Consider the following 18,956-nt stretch of genomic DNA (forward strand, 5'->3'; position numbering starts at 1 on the left):
TCAAGCAAACACAGTCTAGTGAAGAGTTGTTAAAATAACGCTTGATAAGCCTGAATACCGAAGTATATTCCAAAACCGATCATAGATATAGAGGATATAATGGAAACAATTAGCAAAAGTCTTGAGGATAAGAACTTGCGTGCTCCACTGGATAAAAAAGCCATGAACAAATCCACGATGATGATACCCGATAAAATCGCAAGACTGTTGATAATGATTTGATATCCCGTTGTTCCACTAGCTGTTTTGGCAAGTATAGAACCGTATATACCGAGCCAAAATATAATCGTCAGCGGATTCAACAATGACATCAAAAATCCGGTCATCATAGATGTTCGTAGTCTGACCCGTTTACCTAATTTGACACTCGTTTCAACTTTACTCAACGTTAGCAAGTTTTCTATACCTGTATACATCAGCACAAAACACCCAAACGACCAGAGAATGATTTTAATTAACGGTGAATCAATAAATTGTCCGACTCCAAAGTACACAAGGAACATATACATAATATCCGTGGTCACGGAACCAAAACTAAAAGCCCAAGCATGAAAAAAACCTCTTTTAATTCCTGTATTTAGCAGAACAGTTTTAACAGGACCAATTGGCGCGGCTAAGGATGCTCCCAAGAATATATATAGAAAAATTGAATTCACAAAATCCCCCCTATAATATGTTGTCCTGTCATTTTATTCACACATAATGACTGATAGGACTTGGAAGAGGGTATTCTGAAGAAATATTTTAATTTGTAGGATCTGTCATAGAAGTAGTATTTTGTATGGGGACTTGAATCTTTTTTAACCGGTGATAAATGAATCATATACTTCTTGTTTGATTAGATGAACCCTACAAATATGTAGAGTAAAATGTCGGAATTATGTTATAATTTAGTGAGGATCTACTATTCTTTTTGAATCCCCTCATATGAATCGTAATTCATCTAAAGTTTGATATTTCTCCCCCGTATTATTACACTATAGTTATATGAGGTGAATGATTAGATACACCAGAAAACAAACCACTGCAGTACCACTACCTTATTACAGTTCAAATTATCTATTTATATTTTTAAAGAAAAATGAAGGAGTATTAGTATTATGATGAAGAAACGAGAGATTAAAGTTAAGCGAATGCTAGAGTTTTTCATCGAAGCAACCGAGCAAGTCATCGAAGAGGAAGGCATAGAGCATGTTACAGCTAGAAAGATCGCAGAATTAGCAGGGTATACTAGCTCGACAATCTATAATTATTTTGAAGAACTTAATCATCTAATCTTCTTCGGTTCACTCCGGTTTTTGGATGAGTATGTAAATGACTTATCAAAATACATGGATAAAGAGGAGGAGCCTTTTGAGAAATACCTCTCTTCTTGGGAATGCTTCTGCAAACATTCTTTCAACAATCCTCAAATTTATAACATGATCTTCATTTCTGATTTAGGTTCTGAACCAAATGAGTTATTGAAGCGATACTATAAAATTTATCCAAATGACTTGTTGAATCTACCTGAGGAAATCAAAATGCTTGTGATGGAAAATGATCTATCGAAGCGAAGCAAAGGGATGATTTCCGATGCAGTAAAGAAACGATACCTGACTGATGAAAAACTAGATGCGATCGTTGATATCACCATCCTCATGTGGAAAGGCATGCTGACAACTCTTCTTAATAACCGCGCCAATTATACCCCTGAAGAAGCTACCGCCATCACAATGAATTACATCCGGGAAATCATGAGCCATTATACAAAGTAAAATAAAAAATCATTCCGGCTGATAACCGGAATGATTTTTTATGCATTATTCACATGCGTGCTGAACATCTGAAATTACAACATCCTCCTGCTTTCCTTTCGCAGATAGAAGAATATACCCCTCTTCTTCCCTCACTGGAAATGTTTTGATCTTCACTTTATCACTGAAAAGCGATTTCCCTGTATCCATATCAAAAGCCCAGCCATGCAGAGGACATTTAACGAACTTGTCATGGCAGCCGTATTTATACTGCTGGGGATCAGATGCTTCCATGACACCCGAAATCGAGCCGAATTCCAACGGTGCTCCCTGATGTGGACACGTACTATTAAATGCCTGCAGTTTCCCCTCTACGTTCACGACTACAATCGACATATTCTTGATAGCTACAATTTTACGTTTACCGTTCGGTAATTCCTCCGCCTTGCAGACGACAATTTCATTTTTGGGTTTTGTGACCATTCTATTCCCTCCCTATGTTAGAATCTGTACGTTTCCAAAGCATTTTTATAGAAAATTTTATGCTTTAAATCATCCGGGAAATGCGCGAAAATATCCATTGTATGTTCTCCATCCCAATGTGGGTAATCACTAGAGAACATGAGCATGTCTTCCGCATCGATCATCTCCACTAATGTTACCAAATCCTTCGGGTGGAAAGGTTCTTCGAATGGCTGAGTGGCCAGGCGGATGTTTCTTCTAATATATTCACTTGGCAACATTTTCACCCAAGGAATCTCATCTCTCAATGCCTTCCAGTTTTTATCTAATCTCCACATTAAATGCGGCATCCAAGAGAAACCATATTCAACGAAGACTACTTTCAGCTTCGGGAATCGTTCGAAGACTCCTTCACAAATCAGACTGTTAATCTGTCGCATCGGCACAATTGACAATGATGAGTGCCATTCCATATAAGTAGATGCAGGTCCGATGTATTGCGGTGGTGAGTATTCACCTGAACCTTCAGAGTCGGGATGCAGAACAATCGGCAGACCATATGCTTCAGCAATTTCATAGATTGGCCAGAAATGACGCTTACCTAAAGGAATATTGATATTTTGCAAATTAATTCCGACAACCCCTGGCTTCTTGCCGATTCGCTCAATTTCTTTCACTGTCGCATTGGCATCAACAGTCGATACAACCATGTCAATTTTGAAACGTTCATCTACATTTACCCACTTATCATATAGCCAATCATTGCAGGCTGAACTGTAGGCGGTAGTTACATCTACATTATGATAAGGTGCCATCGTACCGTGACCAACGTTCAATATCCCGTACGTTGTCCCAAATTTATCGAATAAATCGGTTCCTACAAATGCAGGATCAGAACCCGGAACCCCGCCCGACGGAGTTGTAGCATCCAAGCGCAACACGTGATTCGGATTATGATAGCGTGTTTTTGGAAATTCGAATGCACCCGCAGTCTGAGAAGTCAAAAATCTATTGCTGAACTTTCCGAAGTTCATCATCTTTTGCAACCATTCGTCAGAATATGGCACCAACTCATCCAAAGACCCTAAAAAGCAGTGAACATCTACGTCAATCAATTGCGTTTTCTTATTTGACTCCATATCATTGACTTGTGTATTTCCTGTATTAATCACCATACCCAACACCCCTTTTATTTAATAGCCGCAGCTTGTTTAATGATACTTTTTAATTTTACTTTCTCATCGCCCAGTTGATCTGTGCTAACCAATGCAGCTTGGCTGATTAAACGGCGTACAGGTAATACGTTCACAGGCTGATTCACAATCAACGCCCCCACCACTCGTTGATTTAGTAAATAGAACATCGTAAATTGGTCCGTTTCTATCGTCCCTCGCATCACCGTTTGATCCCATTGAGTCGGATGCCCTACATATTGGATGGCCAAATCATGCTGATCAGACCAAAAATAAGGAATTGTTGTAAAAGGCTTTGAACCAGGCTGAAGCATATTCACTGCGGCGGTAGCCCCCTGATTCATAGCATGATCCCAGTGTTCAATCCGGATGGCTTCTCCACTCACCGGATAAGTCCATCTGGCGCAATCCCCTGCTGCAAAAATATCCGGAACAGACGTCTCACAAAACTCATTTACTATGATTCCGTCATTAAAATTCAATTGATCTTGTACTAACAAACCATCAGTTGAAACTCCTATTCCTACCAATACAGCGTCACAATCTATTTTTCTACCCTCTTTTGTCTCGACGGCATGTATAGCTGAATCGCCAATAAAATGTGTAATATAATCATCCGTGAAAATCTCAATTCCTTTTTCTCGATGTTTGGAAGCTATATAATTGCCCATATCTTCACCGAGCACTCTGGATAAAGGTGTTTTTGCTGCTTCGAATACGGTTACTTTTTTCCCTGATGCTAGCATCGATGCTGCTACTTCGAGCCCTATAAAACCCGCACCGATAATGGCCAGATGGTTAATAGAAGATAATTGCTCTTGTAGCCGATTTGCATCCCTCTTCGTCTTCAAATAAAAGACATTATCAAACTCTTGATCATCTAATGGTTGCAAGCGTCTCAGTTTGGAACCTATTGTAATCAACAATTTGTCAAAATCAACTTCTTCTCCATCTTCAAGAATCACTATTTTTCTATCAATTTGCAAGTCCGCTACAGCTTTTCCTAATTTCAATTCAATTCTATTGTCTTGATAGAATTCTTCGGGATGCAGCAAGATATCGTTATGATCCTTGGTACCCGCCAGATATTCTTTTGACAATGGCGGCCGATCATATGGGAGATTTTCATCCATATCTATCAGAATCACTTTCCCCTCAAAGTCATGATCTAGTAATGTTTTGGCTGCATTTACCCCAGCAATGCCTGCTCCAAGAATAACGATACGATTAGTAGTACTCAAAATTTCCGCCTCCATTCATTAAAGTTTGATAAAGATCTGATCATCTACTACTAGGACTTCATATGTTTCTACCGGACTTTTTGCAGGAGGACCTTGCGGCTGCCCTGTCCGGACATCGAATTGAGAAAAATGAAGGGGGCAGGTAACAAAACATCCCTCAAGCTCTCCATCGGATAACTCGACATGTGCATGACTACAAATATTATTAATCGCATAATACTGCCCATCTACCTGACAAATCATAATTTCTTCGTCATCCACTTCCACACTAATCATTTCTTCATCTTCCAATTCCGAAATCAGAGCAACAGGGATAAATTCTTCCAGCTGATTCATTGTAATCATCACCTTTCCAGACTTTGATCAAGTTCAATTAATGAACGCGTTCATGAACATGTTCAGATAATAGCATTATTATATTTCTTTTACAATGGCTTTTCTGAAAATAAAGTTAATATTTTTAAGATATTTACTTTTCAAATAATTTAACCTATAATATGTTCACTAGAAGAACTTGTTCATTTAAATTACAAGTTCATGCGATTAGGAAGGGGATGGGTAAGTGGTTAATACCTAGATTCAATAATTTTCAGGTCATGAATACGTTTTACTGTCGAAATACTGTGCCAAGGCATGTTGGAGGGATTTACTTTATTATTCGAGGAGGATGACTATGCAAGATCATATCAAAAAAGACAATGTAATTTTTAAAGTCTCCATTTCAATCATTACAGTTTTCATCGTTTTTGCTTTTTTCTTTAATAAGGCTCTTGGTAACTTCGCTTCGTCCGCTTTAGGTTTAGCTGTAGATTATTTCGGTTGGTTTTACTTAACCTCCGCTTTTCTAGTCATTGTATTACTGGCATGGTTGTGTATCTCTCCTTATGGCAAAATTCGGCTCGGAAAGGATACTGATCGTCCCACTTATAAAAACATGACATGGTTTGCTATGCTATTTACTGCAGGAATGGCAATTGGTTTAGTATTTTTTGGACTGGCTGAACCTATCTACCATTATGTAAACCCTCCATACGGTGAAGGGAATACAGCGGAATCTGCAACAGTCGCCATGAAATACAGCTTTCTCCATTGGAGTCTACATCCATGGGCCATGTATGCCATTTTCGGTCTAGCATTAGCTTACTTTCAATATAGAAAAAACAGGCCAGCACTGATCAGTTCAACTGTTATCGATCTTTACAAAGGAAAAAATGAAAAGGTTTTCAAATATACAGTAGAAATTTTCTGTATAGTTGCAACTGTATTCGGGGTTGCTGCTTCTTACGGAGTCGGGACATTGCAAATGGGAGCGGGTTTGGAACACGTATTTAACATCCCTAATACTATGACGACTCAGTTTATCATCATCGGCGTCATTTCGTTGATCTATATCACCGCTGCCGTCTCTGGGATTGAAAAAGGAATTAAGTTTGTGTCTAGTCTTAATATTGCATTGGCCGCATTCCTGTTACTTTTCGTTTTCTTCTTTGGACCAACGCTTCAGATTATCCAAGTGTTCGTCAGCTCACTTGGCGCATATATGAGCGACTTCGTTTCTATGAGTTTAGGAATCCAACCATTTAAAGATAATAAATGGCTTGGTGAATACACGGTGTTCTATTTAGCATGGTGGGTTTCTTGGGCCCCTGCAGTCGGCATCTTTGTCGCACGTATTTCTCGCGGGCGGACAATTCGCGGCTTTATTGCCGGAGTTCTTCTTGCCCCGTCACTATTAGGGATGCTCTGGTTCTCGGTTTTCGGTGGAACAGGCTTGCATTTCCTACATGACCTTGGCTATCAGGCATTGGCCGATCAAGTATTTGCAAATAACGCACTCAGTATGTTCGCGTTTTTGGAATACTTGCCGTTAACTACATTTATGAGTATTATCACTATTCTTTTGATTTCTTTATTCTTCATTACAAATGCCGAAGCGGTTACATTCGTATTGGCGATGATCAGTCAAAACGGCGAACTGCATCCTAGCAGAAAAGTAAAAGCTACTTGGGGGATCTACATGGCAGTCGTTACAGGTCTTCTTTTATTAACCGGCGACTTGTCGACCATACAAACTTTGGCGATTATCACATCATTCCCGCTGACCATTTTAATGCTATTTATGTGCTATGCGCTCATTAAGGAATTATCAAAGGAAGAGATTCCATCGCGAACGATAGATAAACTCCCTTCTTTAGTGGAACAAAAAGAAGGAACAACATTAGGCGTTTCAATGGAGCCACAGCAAATTCCTATCACGCAAAATATCACTTCTAAAAAATAACAACAATGCTTTTATTACTACCAAAACAGTCTGCAGAGAAAATCGTGATCCTTCTCCGCGGACTGTTTTGATTATATGGAAGACGAGTAGAATACAATATTAATAGCTTCTCTACATGCCTGAAGGGAGATGTGTAATGAATAATATTCTCATGATTTTGATTTTGCAGTTGTTGTACGTTCCCTGCTTTACTTTGCGCACGATTTTCATCGTGAAGCAACTTAGAACGCAAGCTACACTCCTTGGTGCGGTGGAATCATTGATCTATATCTTTGGTTTGTCGCTAGTATTTGACGGAGAACAAAGTTTTTGGAGCATGCTCGTCTATGCGCTTGGGTTCAGTATCGGCATCTATATCGGAACCATGATAGAAGAAAAGCTTGCAATTGGCTACACATGCATTCAAGTAAATATTCCTACATTGAACCAGCCTCTCATCGACAAACTTCGGGAAGAAGGTTATGGCGTAACCGTTTTCGAAGGTACCGGACGAGACAGTATCAGGTACAAACTTGAAATCCTGACGAAGCGAAATCAAGAAGAAGGTTTATATGAAATGATTGGTGAATATCAGCCAAACGCATTTATTATTACCTATGAACCTAGAAAGTTTAAAGGCGGTTATTTGCTAAAAGCCATGAAAAGAAGGAAAAAAACAATACCAAAAAAAGGTCTCGAAATCTCTTCCACATCCCCAGAATAATCGGCTATGGCGGTAGTCACTTGCTGTTCTCCCGACTACCCCATTCTACTTCCTCCCCCACTAATACTGTATAGCTGTAATTGTCTTGGAACCTGGTACGTAAACAAAAAAAAGCCTCCCAATCGTTTTCGCGATCAGAAGACTCTCTAGCATTTCCATAGTAACTACCCGAATTGTGTGGGAATTGTGTGGGGACCTGGCACCCCCCACTAAAAAAGCTCCTATTGTAGATAGGGATGACGACTAAATCAGTTCCCTACACTATCAAAAGGAGCACTACTCATGAAAAGTGTAAACCAAAATTTAGTCTTTTGTCAATATCTATCGAACCTGCCGAATCATGTACTAGCCTGCCCACTTTTCAATTATGATGCCCGGAAACTTACCGATCTTGCCATAGTGAAAGTCTTCATTTCGAGATTATGCGTCTTTTAACAGCGCCTGGAAAGACCACTTGGACATTTCTTAGTGCGCTACAGGAGTTTTTATTCGAACCGATCAGTCGGCTGAAGAAGGATTTTACCCGAACGCTTCGAAAAAGCAAGGGGCGACAGAAAGTACCTATCAAAAGCGACAAGCAGCGCAATTTCGGTGAAGATCATGCGGTTGTCAGCCCGATCAACCGTCAACATTTTGTAGACCGGGAAAAGGAAAAGAAGAAGAAAGCACAAGAACAACGGATGAAAGATAAATAAATGAATAACCAAAAAAGGGAACTGGTTTAGTTGCATACCCCTGTTCCCTTTTTTCATTTGATCTTAGATATATATATGGAATAAATGAACATTTATGTTTATACGTGTATTCTATGCAACGCTAGTGGGCACCTTCTTTACTTACGATGCAAACTTCACTTCATGAATTAAATAGTTCCACACTTGTTCAATGTCGCTAACCGGAAACATCTTTTTCTTTCGATCATTCCATTGCTGAACACATTGGACAATGAATTCTTTGTCAGTTGCTTTGGACGCGTTTTCTTTTAGCACCCAACAGACAGTGGACAGTAACTCCATATCATAAGGTGTTTCAAAACCATAAATCAATTCAGATACTCGATTTAAATAAGGCTTAGCTTCAAGATGTTTATCTAAAAACTGTTTCGCTTCTTCAATCGCACCATCCAATAGATAGATTTCTGCACCCGTTGTTCGATCTCCATACCCCCGAATCCAATGACCTTCCATGTTTTGTAATACATGATTGAGCGCTTCAGCGTAAGGACCAAAACGATTCTTCTCAAAGTGTAGTTTAGGTAAAGCCCCTACTTCGTGCAAAAAGTATGCGATTTTCTGTACCTCTAGCAAAGACATTCTATACCCTGGACCAGCATACTGTTCCATAGCGCTCAATAATAAAGCTCTGCCCATTGTCATATTAGGACGCTTCGTTCGGATAATCATTTTATCTAGTGGCGGTGCACCTACCGGTTCATACAAATGTACGTCAATCGAAAGTGGCTGTAGTGCTTCAATAATGTAAGGTCTAACAATGGACCAGTCCAAGCCACCATTTCCACATCCTAATGGAGGTAAGGCAATCGACTGAATGTTAAGCTCTTGGATCACTTGGACTAAATCTTGAAGGCCATCGAGTATATAATCAAGTGTAGACGGATTGCGCCAATGTTCTTTTGTTGGGAAGTTAATGACATACTTTGGAGAAGCTAAACCATGGACAGGAACCACATGCATCTTCCCGGCTTGTACGCTACCTGTCTTACAATCTTTAGCATACTCCTTAAACACATCTGGGAAGGCTTGTTTAAACTGTAATGCAATTCCTTTTCCCATGACCCCTACCGTATTTACCGTATTTACATACGCTTCCGCTTGGTCTTCCAGTAAGTTCCCCTTCATTGAATAGATCATTCCATCACCTCCTAATAGTAGAAATGTCTTCGAACAGCAACCGATAATGTACTGCCTGCATCTTGTAACATTTTCTCTAGCTTTTCTTTCGCTCGCTCATTAAAAACTGCAAAGCCTAAACATGCTGAGAGGGGTACTGCTTCATGGATTAGAAACTCAGCCTGTCTTCTAGCTTTTCGGCTCATGTCTTCATCTATGTCATGCCAATAATCTGAGGTCATAACTTTCCAATCAATTTGATTTAAATGAATTGGATCAGTAAAGAATTTCGTCAAGCGTCTAATAGCATGTGCATCTGTAAATACAAAGTCTAATGCATGTACTTGGATAGACGCTATACTTGTCATGAAATAAACAACGTCTTCTTGTTGAAGATGTTGTTTGTGCAAGTAATACAGCATAGGCGAACGCGGTGCAAAGTAGAAAGGAACATAGTCATGTAATGTTCCACCTTTACCTACAGGTATTTTGATTCGGTCTCTCCGTGCTTGGACATCTTGATTTGCAATGTCCTGATGCTTTAGTTGATTCATCTGCATCACTGCATGTGACTGTAATCCTCCACATTTGAGAATAGAAGGTAGATTAGTTATGTGTGTCATATGATATAGGAGCTGATTACTCGCCACATCCGTCACTCCGTTCATTCATTTAATACAATTATTTTACCACAGTCCATCGTGTACTCATAGAAACATACGCCATTAGAATAATGCCGGTACTAGTGGTACACCCTTACCGGTCACCCGGTAATCGGATCCCTCATGTTCATACCCGTACTTCTTGAACTACTCCATTCAATCCAGTTCCACACTATAGTTCCTGTCACTCGTGTCCCTACTAATCAAATACGTCGCAGACTGCGGACTCTCACACACCATCAGTGACTCTGTCCTTCTGTCCGTCCAGTTCTTCAACTTGCAGGCTCGTTCATATTTGCCATCAAAATTAGTATACGTAATGTTCGCAATGAAGTTTTCGCCATTGTCGAACAAGACATGTGTTTGTTTTTTATTCAGACGATGGTAGCTGTGGATCCGTTGCAGTGCAAACCACACACAATCAGGTCGAGATGGAGAGTAAAGAGGAAACCAATACATATTCAGCTTCTCATTGACTATAACGGGTATCATGGCGAATCTTCCGCCTAAAATGGCGCGCGATCCTTCCCAGGCACCTCGCAAACTGGATCCATGGTAACGAATGTTTTGGTCCAGTAAATCGGTCGGCTTGAAATCAACTTGGATCAACTCTTTGTTTTCCATCACCACTGACTGCAGTTTACCTACCTCATTGTACGTAGGATAAATCATGCAGGTTGCTTTCGTCATCATAAAGTTCGTTTCAACTTTCATTGTGTTGCCTCCTTTTTTCTTAATTACTTTAGAAATCAATCAAAAAAGAGTATACTGTCTATAGATTGGTATACTCCAATCGGTAATCCCCGAGTGAGTCTCCGCAGACTGCTAACACTCGGGGATTTTTTCCTGTCATTACCTACTCACCTCCTTCAAGGCGTAGCCAGTCAATCAAAGCCTTATTGGTTTTCTTATCGTGTTTAAGATAATAGAATTTGTCTTTACCTCTTTCATCACCATCGAATTTCTTCCAAACATCCCGTTTCGGTGACCAATCTACATGGGAAAGCTTTCGCATACGCTCTTGGATCGTTTGTTGTTTCACTGCGTACGTTTCGTTCTCCACCCCACTGTAAGCATACTGAGTTAGTGCTGACAATACTGAATAGCTTGCCAACATAGATACCGTATAGTTTCCTATTGTTTTCGCATCATGCAAATTGAACAATTCATCAAACCATGTCATCAGTAGTTCGTAAGTTTCTTCAACTTCTCCTGTATTTTCACTGTGCATCGCAATTTTTCCGCTCACTACTTTACCTGTCAAAAAATAGCCAACCAATCGCCTCAATTGCGACAACGAAACCAAATTCGTATTACGCGGTCTCATGACGGCAGCCTTCTCTAGTTCCACTCCCGCTTTTCGAAGCAACTGATGACTTTCGAGTAACCTGTTCGTAAGCGAGTTCACTTCATTGCGCGAGTCGTAAGAAATCCGCTTCGATAAAGACACCTTTTTTCCTTTTGTATTGAGATCTATGTATAGCTGATCCATTTCTTTTGGCGACAGCCCTTCAAACACTTGCACTGCTACTTCGATTTGATTGAGCATATAATGCAACGTAAAACCTTTCTTCTGTTCCGCTACATCATCACTACTCGTCATGCGAGAAACCGCCGCTTCAAGCTGAGAGAGCGCTTTCATACGCTGCGTGCCGTCAATTACAATGAATGAATCCGGCCGGCCATCTGCAAGACTTCCTGACTCGATTGCCGCAACGATCGGCGGCAGATAAATTTGTTCCTGTATCACATTGTCGAGTATATACCGCCGAATCATCCGAGCCTGCCCCGCATTGACTTCCCTTAGTACCAAGCGCTGATCGTCAAGCATTTTCGTCAACTCTTTCACCGTATAGACGACTATGGTCTGCCTCTTGGAAAATATCTTATTGACGATCATTCAAACGCTCCCTTTCCTCACGAATGATCAGTAAAAACTCCAGCATCGTTCGCTTAATCGCTGTGGAATTCGAATGATTTCGTACTTGTTTGGATGGTTTATTGTACATATGATCAAAAGCAGGATCATCATGTTTCCACGTGCATCTCTTCTTCAACAGTTGCAGTTGCTGAATGGCTTCCATATGCGTCAATGACTGCTCTCGCGTTAGCGTATAGACCGTATAAGCAAGGGCTACTTGAACACCCGTTACACCACACGCATAGTTCTTCCGGTCTGTCATGCGTTTAGGAAACAGTTGCAACCAAGAGGAAAAGAATGCTTCTGCAATAGCTGGTACTTCACTTGCTTTACAACCTTTGTAATACGGATTACCTGTTTTCACTGTTAAGCACCCTTCAAACAACGCAAGCAGACACTTCTTCATCGTAATCAAAGAAGTAATAGACGTATTCGCTTCCGTGAGCCGCGAACGCACTTGATCAATATCCATTCGCGTTTTCAACTGCTCTGCTATAGTACGCGTCAGCTCAGAATAGGCGTCCCGTTGATCATACAACAACATGAATCCTGGATGTGCTTCTCGTCGTTCGGTATTATAATCCGTAAACAACTGCCGTTCTTCCCGCTGATTCAAATCCAAATATACTTGCATCGAGACAGGATATCCCGCTAGTATTTGAATGAACTTCCGCGCCTCCTCAGCTTCCGCCTGATTCCCCGTCTCTTCCGCTGCTTCCTTCTTCGATTTCAACTGACTAATAGCAGAAGCAATCGCAGACATGCGGTGTTGTGCATCAAGGACATAAATACTACATCCAGGTTTCAATACGAAACCGCCATCCACTTCTTGTATATTTCCTCGACTAGAGAACACAAATGGTGAAAAGTAAAACGGCTCCCCTTTTTTCAGACTATCAAGTATGAAATTCCGAATATCCCTACGCTTCTTTGGATCCAATTGCCGTTGCACCTCATGATCTATCTCAAACATCGCCTCTAGCATGGAAAAGTGTATTTGAGTGCAAAGAACTTCTTTTCCAAACTGTTTATAACTACTACCAGTCATCCTGGTAGTAAGCCCCGCATCCAACATGAGTCTTCCTCCCCGTGCCATTTTGATTAGCATAGCCTAAGAGTAATACTTCGTCCACATAATATTCTAACTAATCGTTTATTTTACTGCGATATTTATTTTTACTACACATTTTTCTTAGCTCTTGACGGAAACTTTAAAACATGATATTTCGTATTTTCCTGAAATAAAAACAACACTCTACTCTACAGATTTCATCTGTAGAGTAGAGTGTTGGAGTCGAATATATTGTTCTATTTCGTAATAAATTGAAGCGCGTATTAATGAACTATATGTCTGACTTTTAATGAGTACTGTAATGAATAATCAACTCTTTACCTGAATTAAACATATAACCCGGTAAGGTCATAGGTTACCTTGGTAGTCAGTGCCTGCAACAGTTATTGGAGTTTCTGTTTCTCCAACAACTATAACAGGATCGTAATTTTCTTCATAGTTAGATCAAAATTCAAATGATGATATTCATTTGGGTGTTTTGTTGGAAAATGATGTGTATAGGGTAGCGAAAGAGATAAAAGAGCCTACTATGTCAGATTTCAAAATCAGTAGACTCTTCTTTTTCATTGTTAAATTGTCGTAATAATGCACTAATTAAGTGATGTACAGGTACCTAAAACTAAAAAAAGAAAATGAAGACTTCTAATCGATTGTACAATCAGAAGACTTCTTACTTTGGGCTATTTCAAATCAGTAAATTCATGTCTGAACTAAGTGAGCAATAGAGACCTGTCCAACTTCACTTCAAATTCTTATCTATTTCAGCAATAGGGAAATAACCCATATCAGCTTCATTCTTTGCTTCTTGATCACGGCTCATCGTAATAGTTCCAGCTTCTTTATAAGCTATGCTCAGTACGTCCCAACCTCTACCCTCTAGCAAAGCATCTTGTGTCATGCACAGGTAACGCTTTTGAGACGCATTAAAAGCTCTTGAAGTAGAACAGGATGACGCCAACGACGCAATTGATAGTTACGGAAAAGCAATGATAGTAGGCGTGGACGGTGATTTAGAACAAGGGCATGCCATCATTCATCCGAAGTTCGGCTTGCTTAGACAATTCATTGGAGGGAAAGCCAATGCGAAAGCCGTGATGCCGTGTACAGCAAAGGTCGGTTTACCAGGAACAACAATTGATGTTCCACTGTTCTATAAAAACTCGGAATGGGTGGTTTCTCATGCCGACTCTATGGAAGTCACTGTCCCAGGATCTCCATTAAAAGATGAAATTCTCGTAGCATTGGCTGTCTCTACTGGGGCAAGGTCTTTTGCAAGAGTTAATGGACCGCAAAAAGAAGATTTCGTAAGTGTTAAGTAAAAAAGAAAAATAAGTGTTTCGTATTTCAGTTAATTAAACCATGAAAGTTAAGACTGTATACAAAGTTGAGATACCCTCGACTTTGTATACAGTCCTTTTTAGTGAGGCGTACCCACTAGCGTTGCAAAGTTTGGCACACTAGTAGGTACCCGCTTCAAACTATTCCAGACTCCGTGTATAGACTTTGTGATCTTGGTTGCCAATAAATAAGGTATTGTTAATAATAATAGGACCGCCTGGAGCAAATGCGCCGCCAACGTCTTCCTCCTCGGCAATTTCCCCATCATCTGCCTGTACTTTATACAGCGTGCCTTCCGCATCGCCAAAGTACACGAATTCACCTTTTACTGCCGGAGCCCCTTTAATAGACGTGTTTGTTTTGATCTCCCAGATTTTTTCGCCGCTGGAAATTTGGTAGGCCATCATGGATTTTGTATAAGGGCTGCCTACATAAGCCACATCTTCTGTGATCGTGACTGCCCCGGATGTATTGGTATGTGGGATGGGAACGTCTTGATCGGGTCCTGTTCCCATGAGATCTTTCCATAATAACTCGCCTGTTTCCGCGTTGAATGCATAGATGAAATGATAGTTTGGGTCATCATCACCATACTTCATTTTATCTTCTTCTGTTAGCGTAAAAGTGAGATTCGGCATGTGTTCACCGTATTTTTTATACAGCTCATCTTTGCTTAACGAAGGATTCATTTTTGCGCCGGTTACCATGACTATACCGTCTTCTGAAAGGGCTGGCGGGACATCTGTAACAGAACCCAATTTGCCTTCCTGCCACTTAATCTCTCGCTGTTCAAGATCCACAGCTACCAGATTATCCAGTGCTCCTACATATAAAATATTATTTTCTATATGTGGTGCTGACATGCTCGCCCAACCTGGAAGGTCAAGATCCCATTCCAGTTTTCCTGTTTCGGCATCAACTGCATAAAGCTTACTGTCACCAGTAGCAAAATAAAGCTTGCCCTCTTGATAGGCAGGGGCCGGCATGACTTCTCCGGGTGTCTCATATTGCCAAACTTGTTCTCCCGTTTCAGCCTCGAAAGCGGCAACACCACTTTCTTCTGTTCCCCTGACGTCAGGGTGGAGTGCATCTTCAAATTTCCTGTTTCCGTAGCCGACAAAAACAGTATCATCGGCGTAAATGGCATCTTCATGAATCCAGTTAGGAAGCTCCTGTTGCCAATTTTCCTCGCCCGAAAACACATCAAACGAATACAAAGTCCCGCTGTTATGGGTGCCCACATACATATTGTCTCCCACGACCACTGGATTCGCTCTCACTTCGTCATCTGTTTTATAGTTCTGCGTTACTTTACGTGTATCGTCATTTGTAAAAACTGCATTATTTGAAGTGTTCAACCGGTATTGCTCCCAACTTTCCGGTCCAAAAGAATCTGCCTGCTCCTTATTATTACAACCTGATAAAACACTTATAAAAACAGCAGGCAGAATTAAACATAATATATTTTTCTTCATTTAACAAAACCCCTTTCAGCGTTCTTGATGGACCCCGCCATCAAGTTACTATCAGAATATTTACTTTACACGTTGGCATACCCCAAAAAATGAAAATAAAACTTACATTTGTCCTACTGTTCGAGGTCAGCGTGTATGGTAAATAAGTCTAGTGTTAATTTCAAGGTAAAGACATCAGTCCCCTATTGCTTTAAAACGCTGAAGTGACTGATACACGGAACTTCTATGGAGAAGAGGTATCGACATAATATCCACACTTTTTGCAGACATCGGCTTCCTCTCTTCATTTACCAGTGATCACGCCATCTGTTTCCCACTCATTTCGTACTTCATCATCTGCAATCCCTCCAATTAAAATAGACCTTACTCCGATGGTGGCAGTAAGGTCTTTCGATTTGTATTTGGCATTACAATGTATAGATGAAGGTGATCTTTATGCTGATTACTGTATTTCGTTTACCATGTCTTCACGTAATATCCCGGGTCTGCCTGCCACTTTTTCACTTCTTCTACCCCTTGATCATATAGTTTATCTCCAACGAAAAACTTACGGCCCTTGTTTTCAAATGTGCCTGTCTCCGGGTCAAATTCAGTGGTTACGAAGAAGTAACCCAGTTCTTCGTTTCTAACATAGGAAACAGACTGTATCAAGTTATGACCTATTGTCTTCGGCCGGAGATAATATCCATATTCCTCAGCGATTTTCAGTGTATTACCGTGCATATAGAATAGATCTGCCCTGCGGTGAATGGTTTCTTCAATTTCAGAAAGGAAGAGAAGATCCGGCTGGCCAATGGACTGGGTTCCTACTTTGAATGCCAGATCCATGGTCTGGTTATAATCATAATTTCGAATTGGATAAGGCTGCAAATAGACGGTATCGCTGTCGATTTTCTGTACTCCAAGTTCGAAATCTCCTGAATACATGACGTCTCCGATATTTTCTCCTGCCCACATTTCATTAATGGTAATAATCTCCTTCTTGTCGTTGATGCCCAGCAAATGTACCAGGAACGCTTCGCCTTTTTCATTCGCTAATTCTGTAGTATAGCGAATTTTGGATGTAACCTCTTTAAAAGGGACAGCCTTTCCCGGTATTGTATTGTCGGCAATACGAATAGTTAGCTGATCCTCCTCCACCTCACCGGACAGCGGACTTGTGAATGTGGCATGCACTTTCACTTCACTCCCCCCTTTGACGTTTTCATCTATTTGTAGAACCAGTGCCTGTGCATCACCCAAAGCACAACAAGATGAAAATAGATAACACGAAATGGTATCGAATCGATTATGAACAGCTGCCATCAGTTTATAAACCAAGTGAGATACCGGCTGACCCAAAATGGGACGTGGCCCCCACCCAACATGAGACACCTACCAACCCACAATTGGACGCTGTGCCAACTCACACTGGGACGGTGGCGTATCCCACTATGGGACGGCCAATAACCAAAGAACTTAAGAATAAAAAGAATAAAAAGAATAAACCCATTGTCGAGAACCATCTCGACGTAGCACATTCTGTAATACAGTACCTAAACGACAAAACCGGAAAACAGTTTAAAGCAGAGTCCGCTGCTACCCGTAAATTCATCAACGGTCGAATCAAAGAAGGCTACACACAGGAAGATTTCATCCGTGTCATTGATCTAAAGACCAAGCAGTGGTTAAACCGTCATGAATTCAGCGCATTCCTGCGACCCTCTACGTTGTTTAACGCAACGAACTTTGAAAACTATGTCAATGAACTAGTCACGCCAAAGACACCGAAAAGACGCCTACTCGTTGCACCCGTTCTTGATTTCAACAGAGGGGATGAGTAAGCGATAAATAGCGGACTGGTAGAATCAAAAACTTTTCCCTTCTATTCCCCCTTTTCAACTACGCGAATTGTGTGGAAGTTGTGTGGGGACCTGGTACCTGTTTCTCAACGCAGCCTATCAGAAGAACACCAAAAGAGTTTATGGTATCATACATACCGGACACAAAAAGGACCGGTGACATCTATGGCAAATCGCAACAAAGGCATTTTACTCTTATTATTGTCTGCATTTGGTTTCTCTATTATGACGTTGTTCGTCAAATTATCAGGCGATGTACCAACGTTACAAAAGACCATCTTCCGGAATGGTGTTTCGATGGTGATCTCTTTCTTCTTCGTTTTTCATTTTAAAGAGCGTTTTTTCGGAAAGCGGAAAAATCAACCACTTTTGCTTTTACGTTCGACACTTGGCATGATTGGCATCGTCTTACTGTTTTACGCAATCGATCATCTCGTCATTGCCGATGCAGATATGCTCAATAAAATGAGCCCTTTTTTCACCATCATTTTTGCGGCATTCTTTTTAAAAGAATATGTTAAACCGTATCAAATCTATAGTATTATCGTTGCTTTCATCGGCACACTGTTCATTATAAAACCTTCTTTCTCGCTTGATGTCGTTCCGTATGCAGCCGGAATTTTATCGGCTATTTTCGCAGGAGCTGCTTATACTGCGCTCCGAGCACTGGGCAATCGTGAACAGTTTTACACCGTGGTGTTTTATTTCTCTGGATTTACAACGGTGGTACTCTTGCCATTTGTCATCTATGGATATGAACCGATGACGTTGCAACAGACGATATACTTGCTCCTTGGTGGTGTTTTCGCAACGATTGGGCAATTCGGCATCACACTCGCCTACAAATTTGCTCCTGCAAAAGAAATTTCCGTCTTTAACTATTTCACAGTGGTGTTTACGGCATTGCTAGGCTTAGCATTTCTCGGACAAATACCTGATCGTTACAGCATTCTCGGTTATTTCATTATTTTCGGCGCATCGTTCTATATGTTTATGAAAAATAAAAGGGATAAAATTGTAGCGCAATAAAAATAGGAATTCAAAATCATGATGATTTTGAATTCCTTTTTTGTTGCATTAATTAATGAAGAACCAATTCCATTACTACCTTCATTGGCGCTCAAAGTGAGCATCAACGCGGCACTATTTTTGCTGCAACTGCATTATCGCTCACTCATTTC

Annotated in this window: 19 protein-coding genes and 1 pseudogene; 7 read left to right on the top strand and 13 right to left on the bottom strand. The window is 40.6% G+C overall.

The window, feature by feature from the left end:
• Positions 1–29 precede the first annotated feature (29 nt).
• Complete coding sequence (locus CSV80_RS05735) at positions 30–656, bottom strand: LysE family transporter (protein ID WP_099669702.1); 627 nt, start codon at positions 654–656, stop codon at positions 30–32.
• Positions 657–1,100: 444 nt separating this feature from the next.
• On the opposite strand from CSV80_RS05735, the gene CSV80_RS05740 reads away from it, so the two are divergent.
• On the top strand, positions 1,101–1,757 hold the full coding sequence (locus CSV80_RS05740; protein WP_233201510.1) for a TetR/AcrR family transcriptional regulator: 657 nt from the start codon (positions 1,101–1,103) through the stop codon (positions 1,755–1,757).
• 45 nt (positions 1,758–1,802) lie between these two features.
• Here the strand turns inward: CSV80_RS05740 and CSV80_RS05745 are convergent, their stop codons facing one another.
• From CSV80_RS05745 to CSV80_RS05760, 4 genes are read right to left on the bottom strand one after another with little or no spacing between them, the layout of a single operon-like run.
• On the bottom strand, positions 1,803–2,219 hold the full coding sequence (locus tag CSV80_RS05745; RefSeq protein ID WP_099669701.1) for a Rieske (2Fe-2S) protein: 417 nt from the start codon (positions 2,217–2,219) through the stop codon (positions 1,803–1,805).
• A gap of 17 nt (positions 2,220–2,236) precedes the next feature.
• Positions 2,237–3,373 carry an amidohydrolase family protein gene (locus CSV80_RS05750; RefSeq protein ID WP_099669700.1) on the bottom strand — a complete coding sequence of 379 codons (1,137 nt, stop codon included), beginning with the start codon at positions 3,371–3,373 and terminating at the stop codon, positions 2,237–2,239.
• A gap of 14 nt (positions 3,374–3,387) precedes the next feature.
• Entirely contained in the window at positions 3,388–4,632 is a 1,245-nt protein-coding gene (locus CSV80_RS05755) for an NAD(P)/FAD-dependent oxidoreductase (protein ID WP_158231855.1), read from the bottom strand.
• A gap of 18 nt (positions 4,633–4,650) precedes the next feature.
• Positions 4,651–4,968, bottom strand: coding sequence for a non-heme iron oxygenase ferredoxin subunit (locus tag CSV80_RS05760; protein ID WP_099669698.1), 318 nt, complete (start codon positions 4,966–4,968; stop codon positions 4,651–4,653).
• Between the two features lie 337 nt (positions 4,969–5,305).
• Between CSV80_RS05760 and CSV80_RS05765 the strand changes: the two genes are divergently transcribed.
• From CSV80_RS05765 to CSV80_RS05775, 3 genes are all read left to right on the top strand, one after another.
• Positions 5,306–6,913, top strand: coding sequence for a BCCT family transporter (locus CSV80_RS05765; RefSeq protein ID WP_158231854.1), 1,608 nt, complete (start codon positions 5,306–5,308; stop codon positions 6,911–6,913).
• 136 nt (positions 6,914–7,049) lie between these two features.
• Complete coding sequence (locus CSV80_RS05770) at positions 7,050–7,616, top strand: DUF2179 domain-containing protein (RefSeq protein ID WP_099669696.1); 567 nt, start codon at positions 7,050–7,052, stop codon at positions 7,614–7,616.
• Positions 7,617–8,038: 422 nt separating this feature from the next.
• A complete protein-coding gene (locus CSV80_RS05775) occupies positions 8,039–8,311 on the top strand; it encodes a hypothetical protein (protein ID WP_099669695.1) in 273 nt (90 codons plus the stop codon).
• 141 nt (positions 8,312–8,452) lie between these two features.
• Here CSV80_RS05775 and darG read toward each other — a convergent pair whose 3' ends face one another.
• From darG to CSV80_RS17465, 6 genes are all read right to left on the bottom strand, one after another.
• Entirely contained in the window at positions 8,453–9,487 is a 1,035-nt protein-coding gene (gene darG / locus CSV80_RS05780; protein WP_099669694.1) for a type II toxin-antitoxin system antitoxin DNA ADP-ribosyl glycohydrolase DarG, read from the bottom strand.
• Between the two features lie 11 nt (positions 9,488–9,498).
• Positions 9,499–10,134, bottom strand: a complete 636-nt coding sequence (gene darT, locus CSV80_RS05785) for a type II toxin-antitoxin system toxin DNA ADP-ribosyl transferase DarT (RefSeq protein WP_099669693.1) — start codon at positions 10,132–10,134, stop codon at positions 9,499–9,501.
• Between the two features lie 150 nt (positions 10,135–10,284).
• Entirely contained in the window at positions 10,285–10,842 is a 558-nt protein-coding gene (locus CSV80_RS05790) for a competence protein ComK (RefSeq protein ID WP_099669692.1), read from the bottom strand.
• A gap of 142 nt (positions 10,843–10,984) precedes the next feature.
• Positions 10,985–12,028: a DNA sulfur modification protein DndB gene (locus CSV80_RS05795; RefSeq protein WP_099669691.1), complete on the bottom strand. Its 1,044-nt coding sequence runs from the start codon at positions 12,026–12,028 to the stop codon at positions 10,985–10,987.
• A complete protein-coding gene (locus CSV80_RS05800) occupies positions 12,015–13,097 on the bottom strand; it encodes a DNA sulfur modification protein DndB (protein ID WP_233208468.1) in 1,083 nt (360 codons plus the stop codon). Before CSV80_RS05800 ends, CSV80_RS05795 begins: the two co-directional genes overlap by 14 nt.
• A gap of 763 nt (positions 13,098–13,860) precedes the next feature.
• Entirely contained in the window at positions 13,861–14,019 is a 159-nt protein-coding gene (locus CSV80_RS17465; protein ID WP_158231852.1) for a hypothetical protein, read from the bottom strand.
• 64 nt (positions 14,020–14,083) lie between these two features.
• On the opposite strand from CSV80_RS17465, the pseudogene CSV80_RS05805 reads away from it, so the two are divergent.
• Positions 14,084–14,440, top strand: a pseudogene (locus CSV80_RS05805) (amino acid synthesis family protein); the annotation flags it as partial.
• 159 nt (positions 14,441–14,599) lie between these two features.
• On the opposite strand, the gene CSV80_RS05810 reads toward CSV80_RS05805, so the two are convergent.
• Both CSV80_RS05810 and CSV80_RS05815 read right to left on the bottom strand, forming a co-directional pair.
• Positions 14,600–15,934: an outer membrane protein assembly factor BamB family protein gene (locus tag CSV80_RS05810; protein ID WP_099669688.1), complete on the bottom strand. Its 1,335-nt coding sequence runs from the start codon at positions 15,932–15,934 to the stop codon at positions 14,600–14,602.
• 456 nt (positions 15,935–16,390) lie between these two features.
• Positions 16,391–17,176: a hypothetical protein gene (locus tag CSV80_RS05815; protein ID WP_158231977.1), complete on the bottom strand. Its 786-nt coding sequence runs from the start codon at positions 17,174–17,176 to the stop codon at positions 16,391–16,393.
• A gap of 11 nt (positions 17,177–17,187) precedes the next feature.
• Here CSV80_RS05815 and CSV80_RS05820 point away from each other — a divergent pair, with 11 nt between their 5' ends.
• A complete protein-coding gene (locus CSV80_RS05820; RefSeq protein ID WP_143560457.1) occupies positions 17,188–17,757 on the top strand; it encodes a conserved phage C-terminal domain-containing protein in 570 nt (189 codons plus the stop codon).
• Positions 17,758–17,940: 183 nt separating this feature from the next.
• Positions 17,941–18,804: a DMT family transporter gene (locus CSV80_RS05825; protein ID WP_099669685.1), complete on the top strand. Its 864-nt coding sequence runs from the start codon at positions 17,941–17,943 to the stop codon at positions 18,802–18,804.
• Positions 18,805–18,956: the final 152 nt, after the last annotated feature.

Source organism: Sporosarcina sp. P12(2017), assembly GCF_002743035.1.
GTDB lineage: Bacteria > Bacillota > Bacilli > Bacillales_A > Planococcaceae > Sporosarcina > Sporosarcina ureae.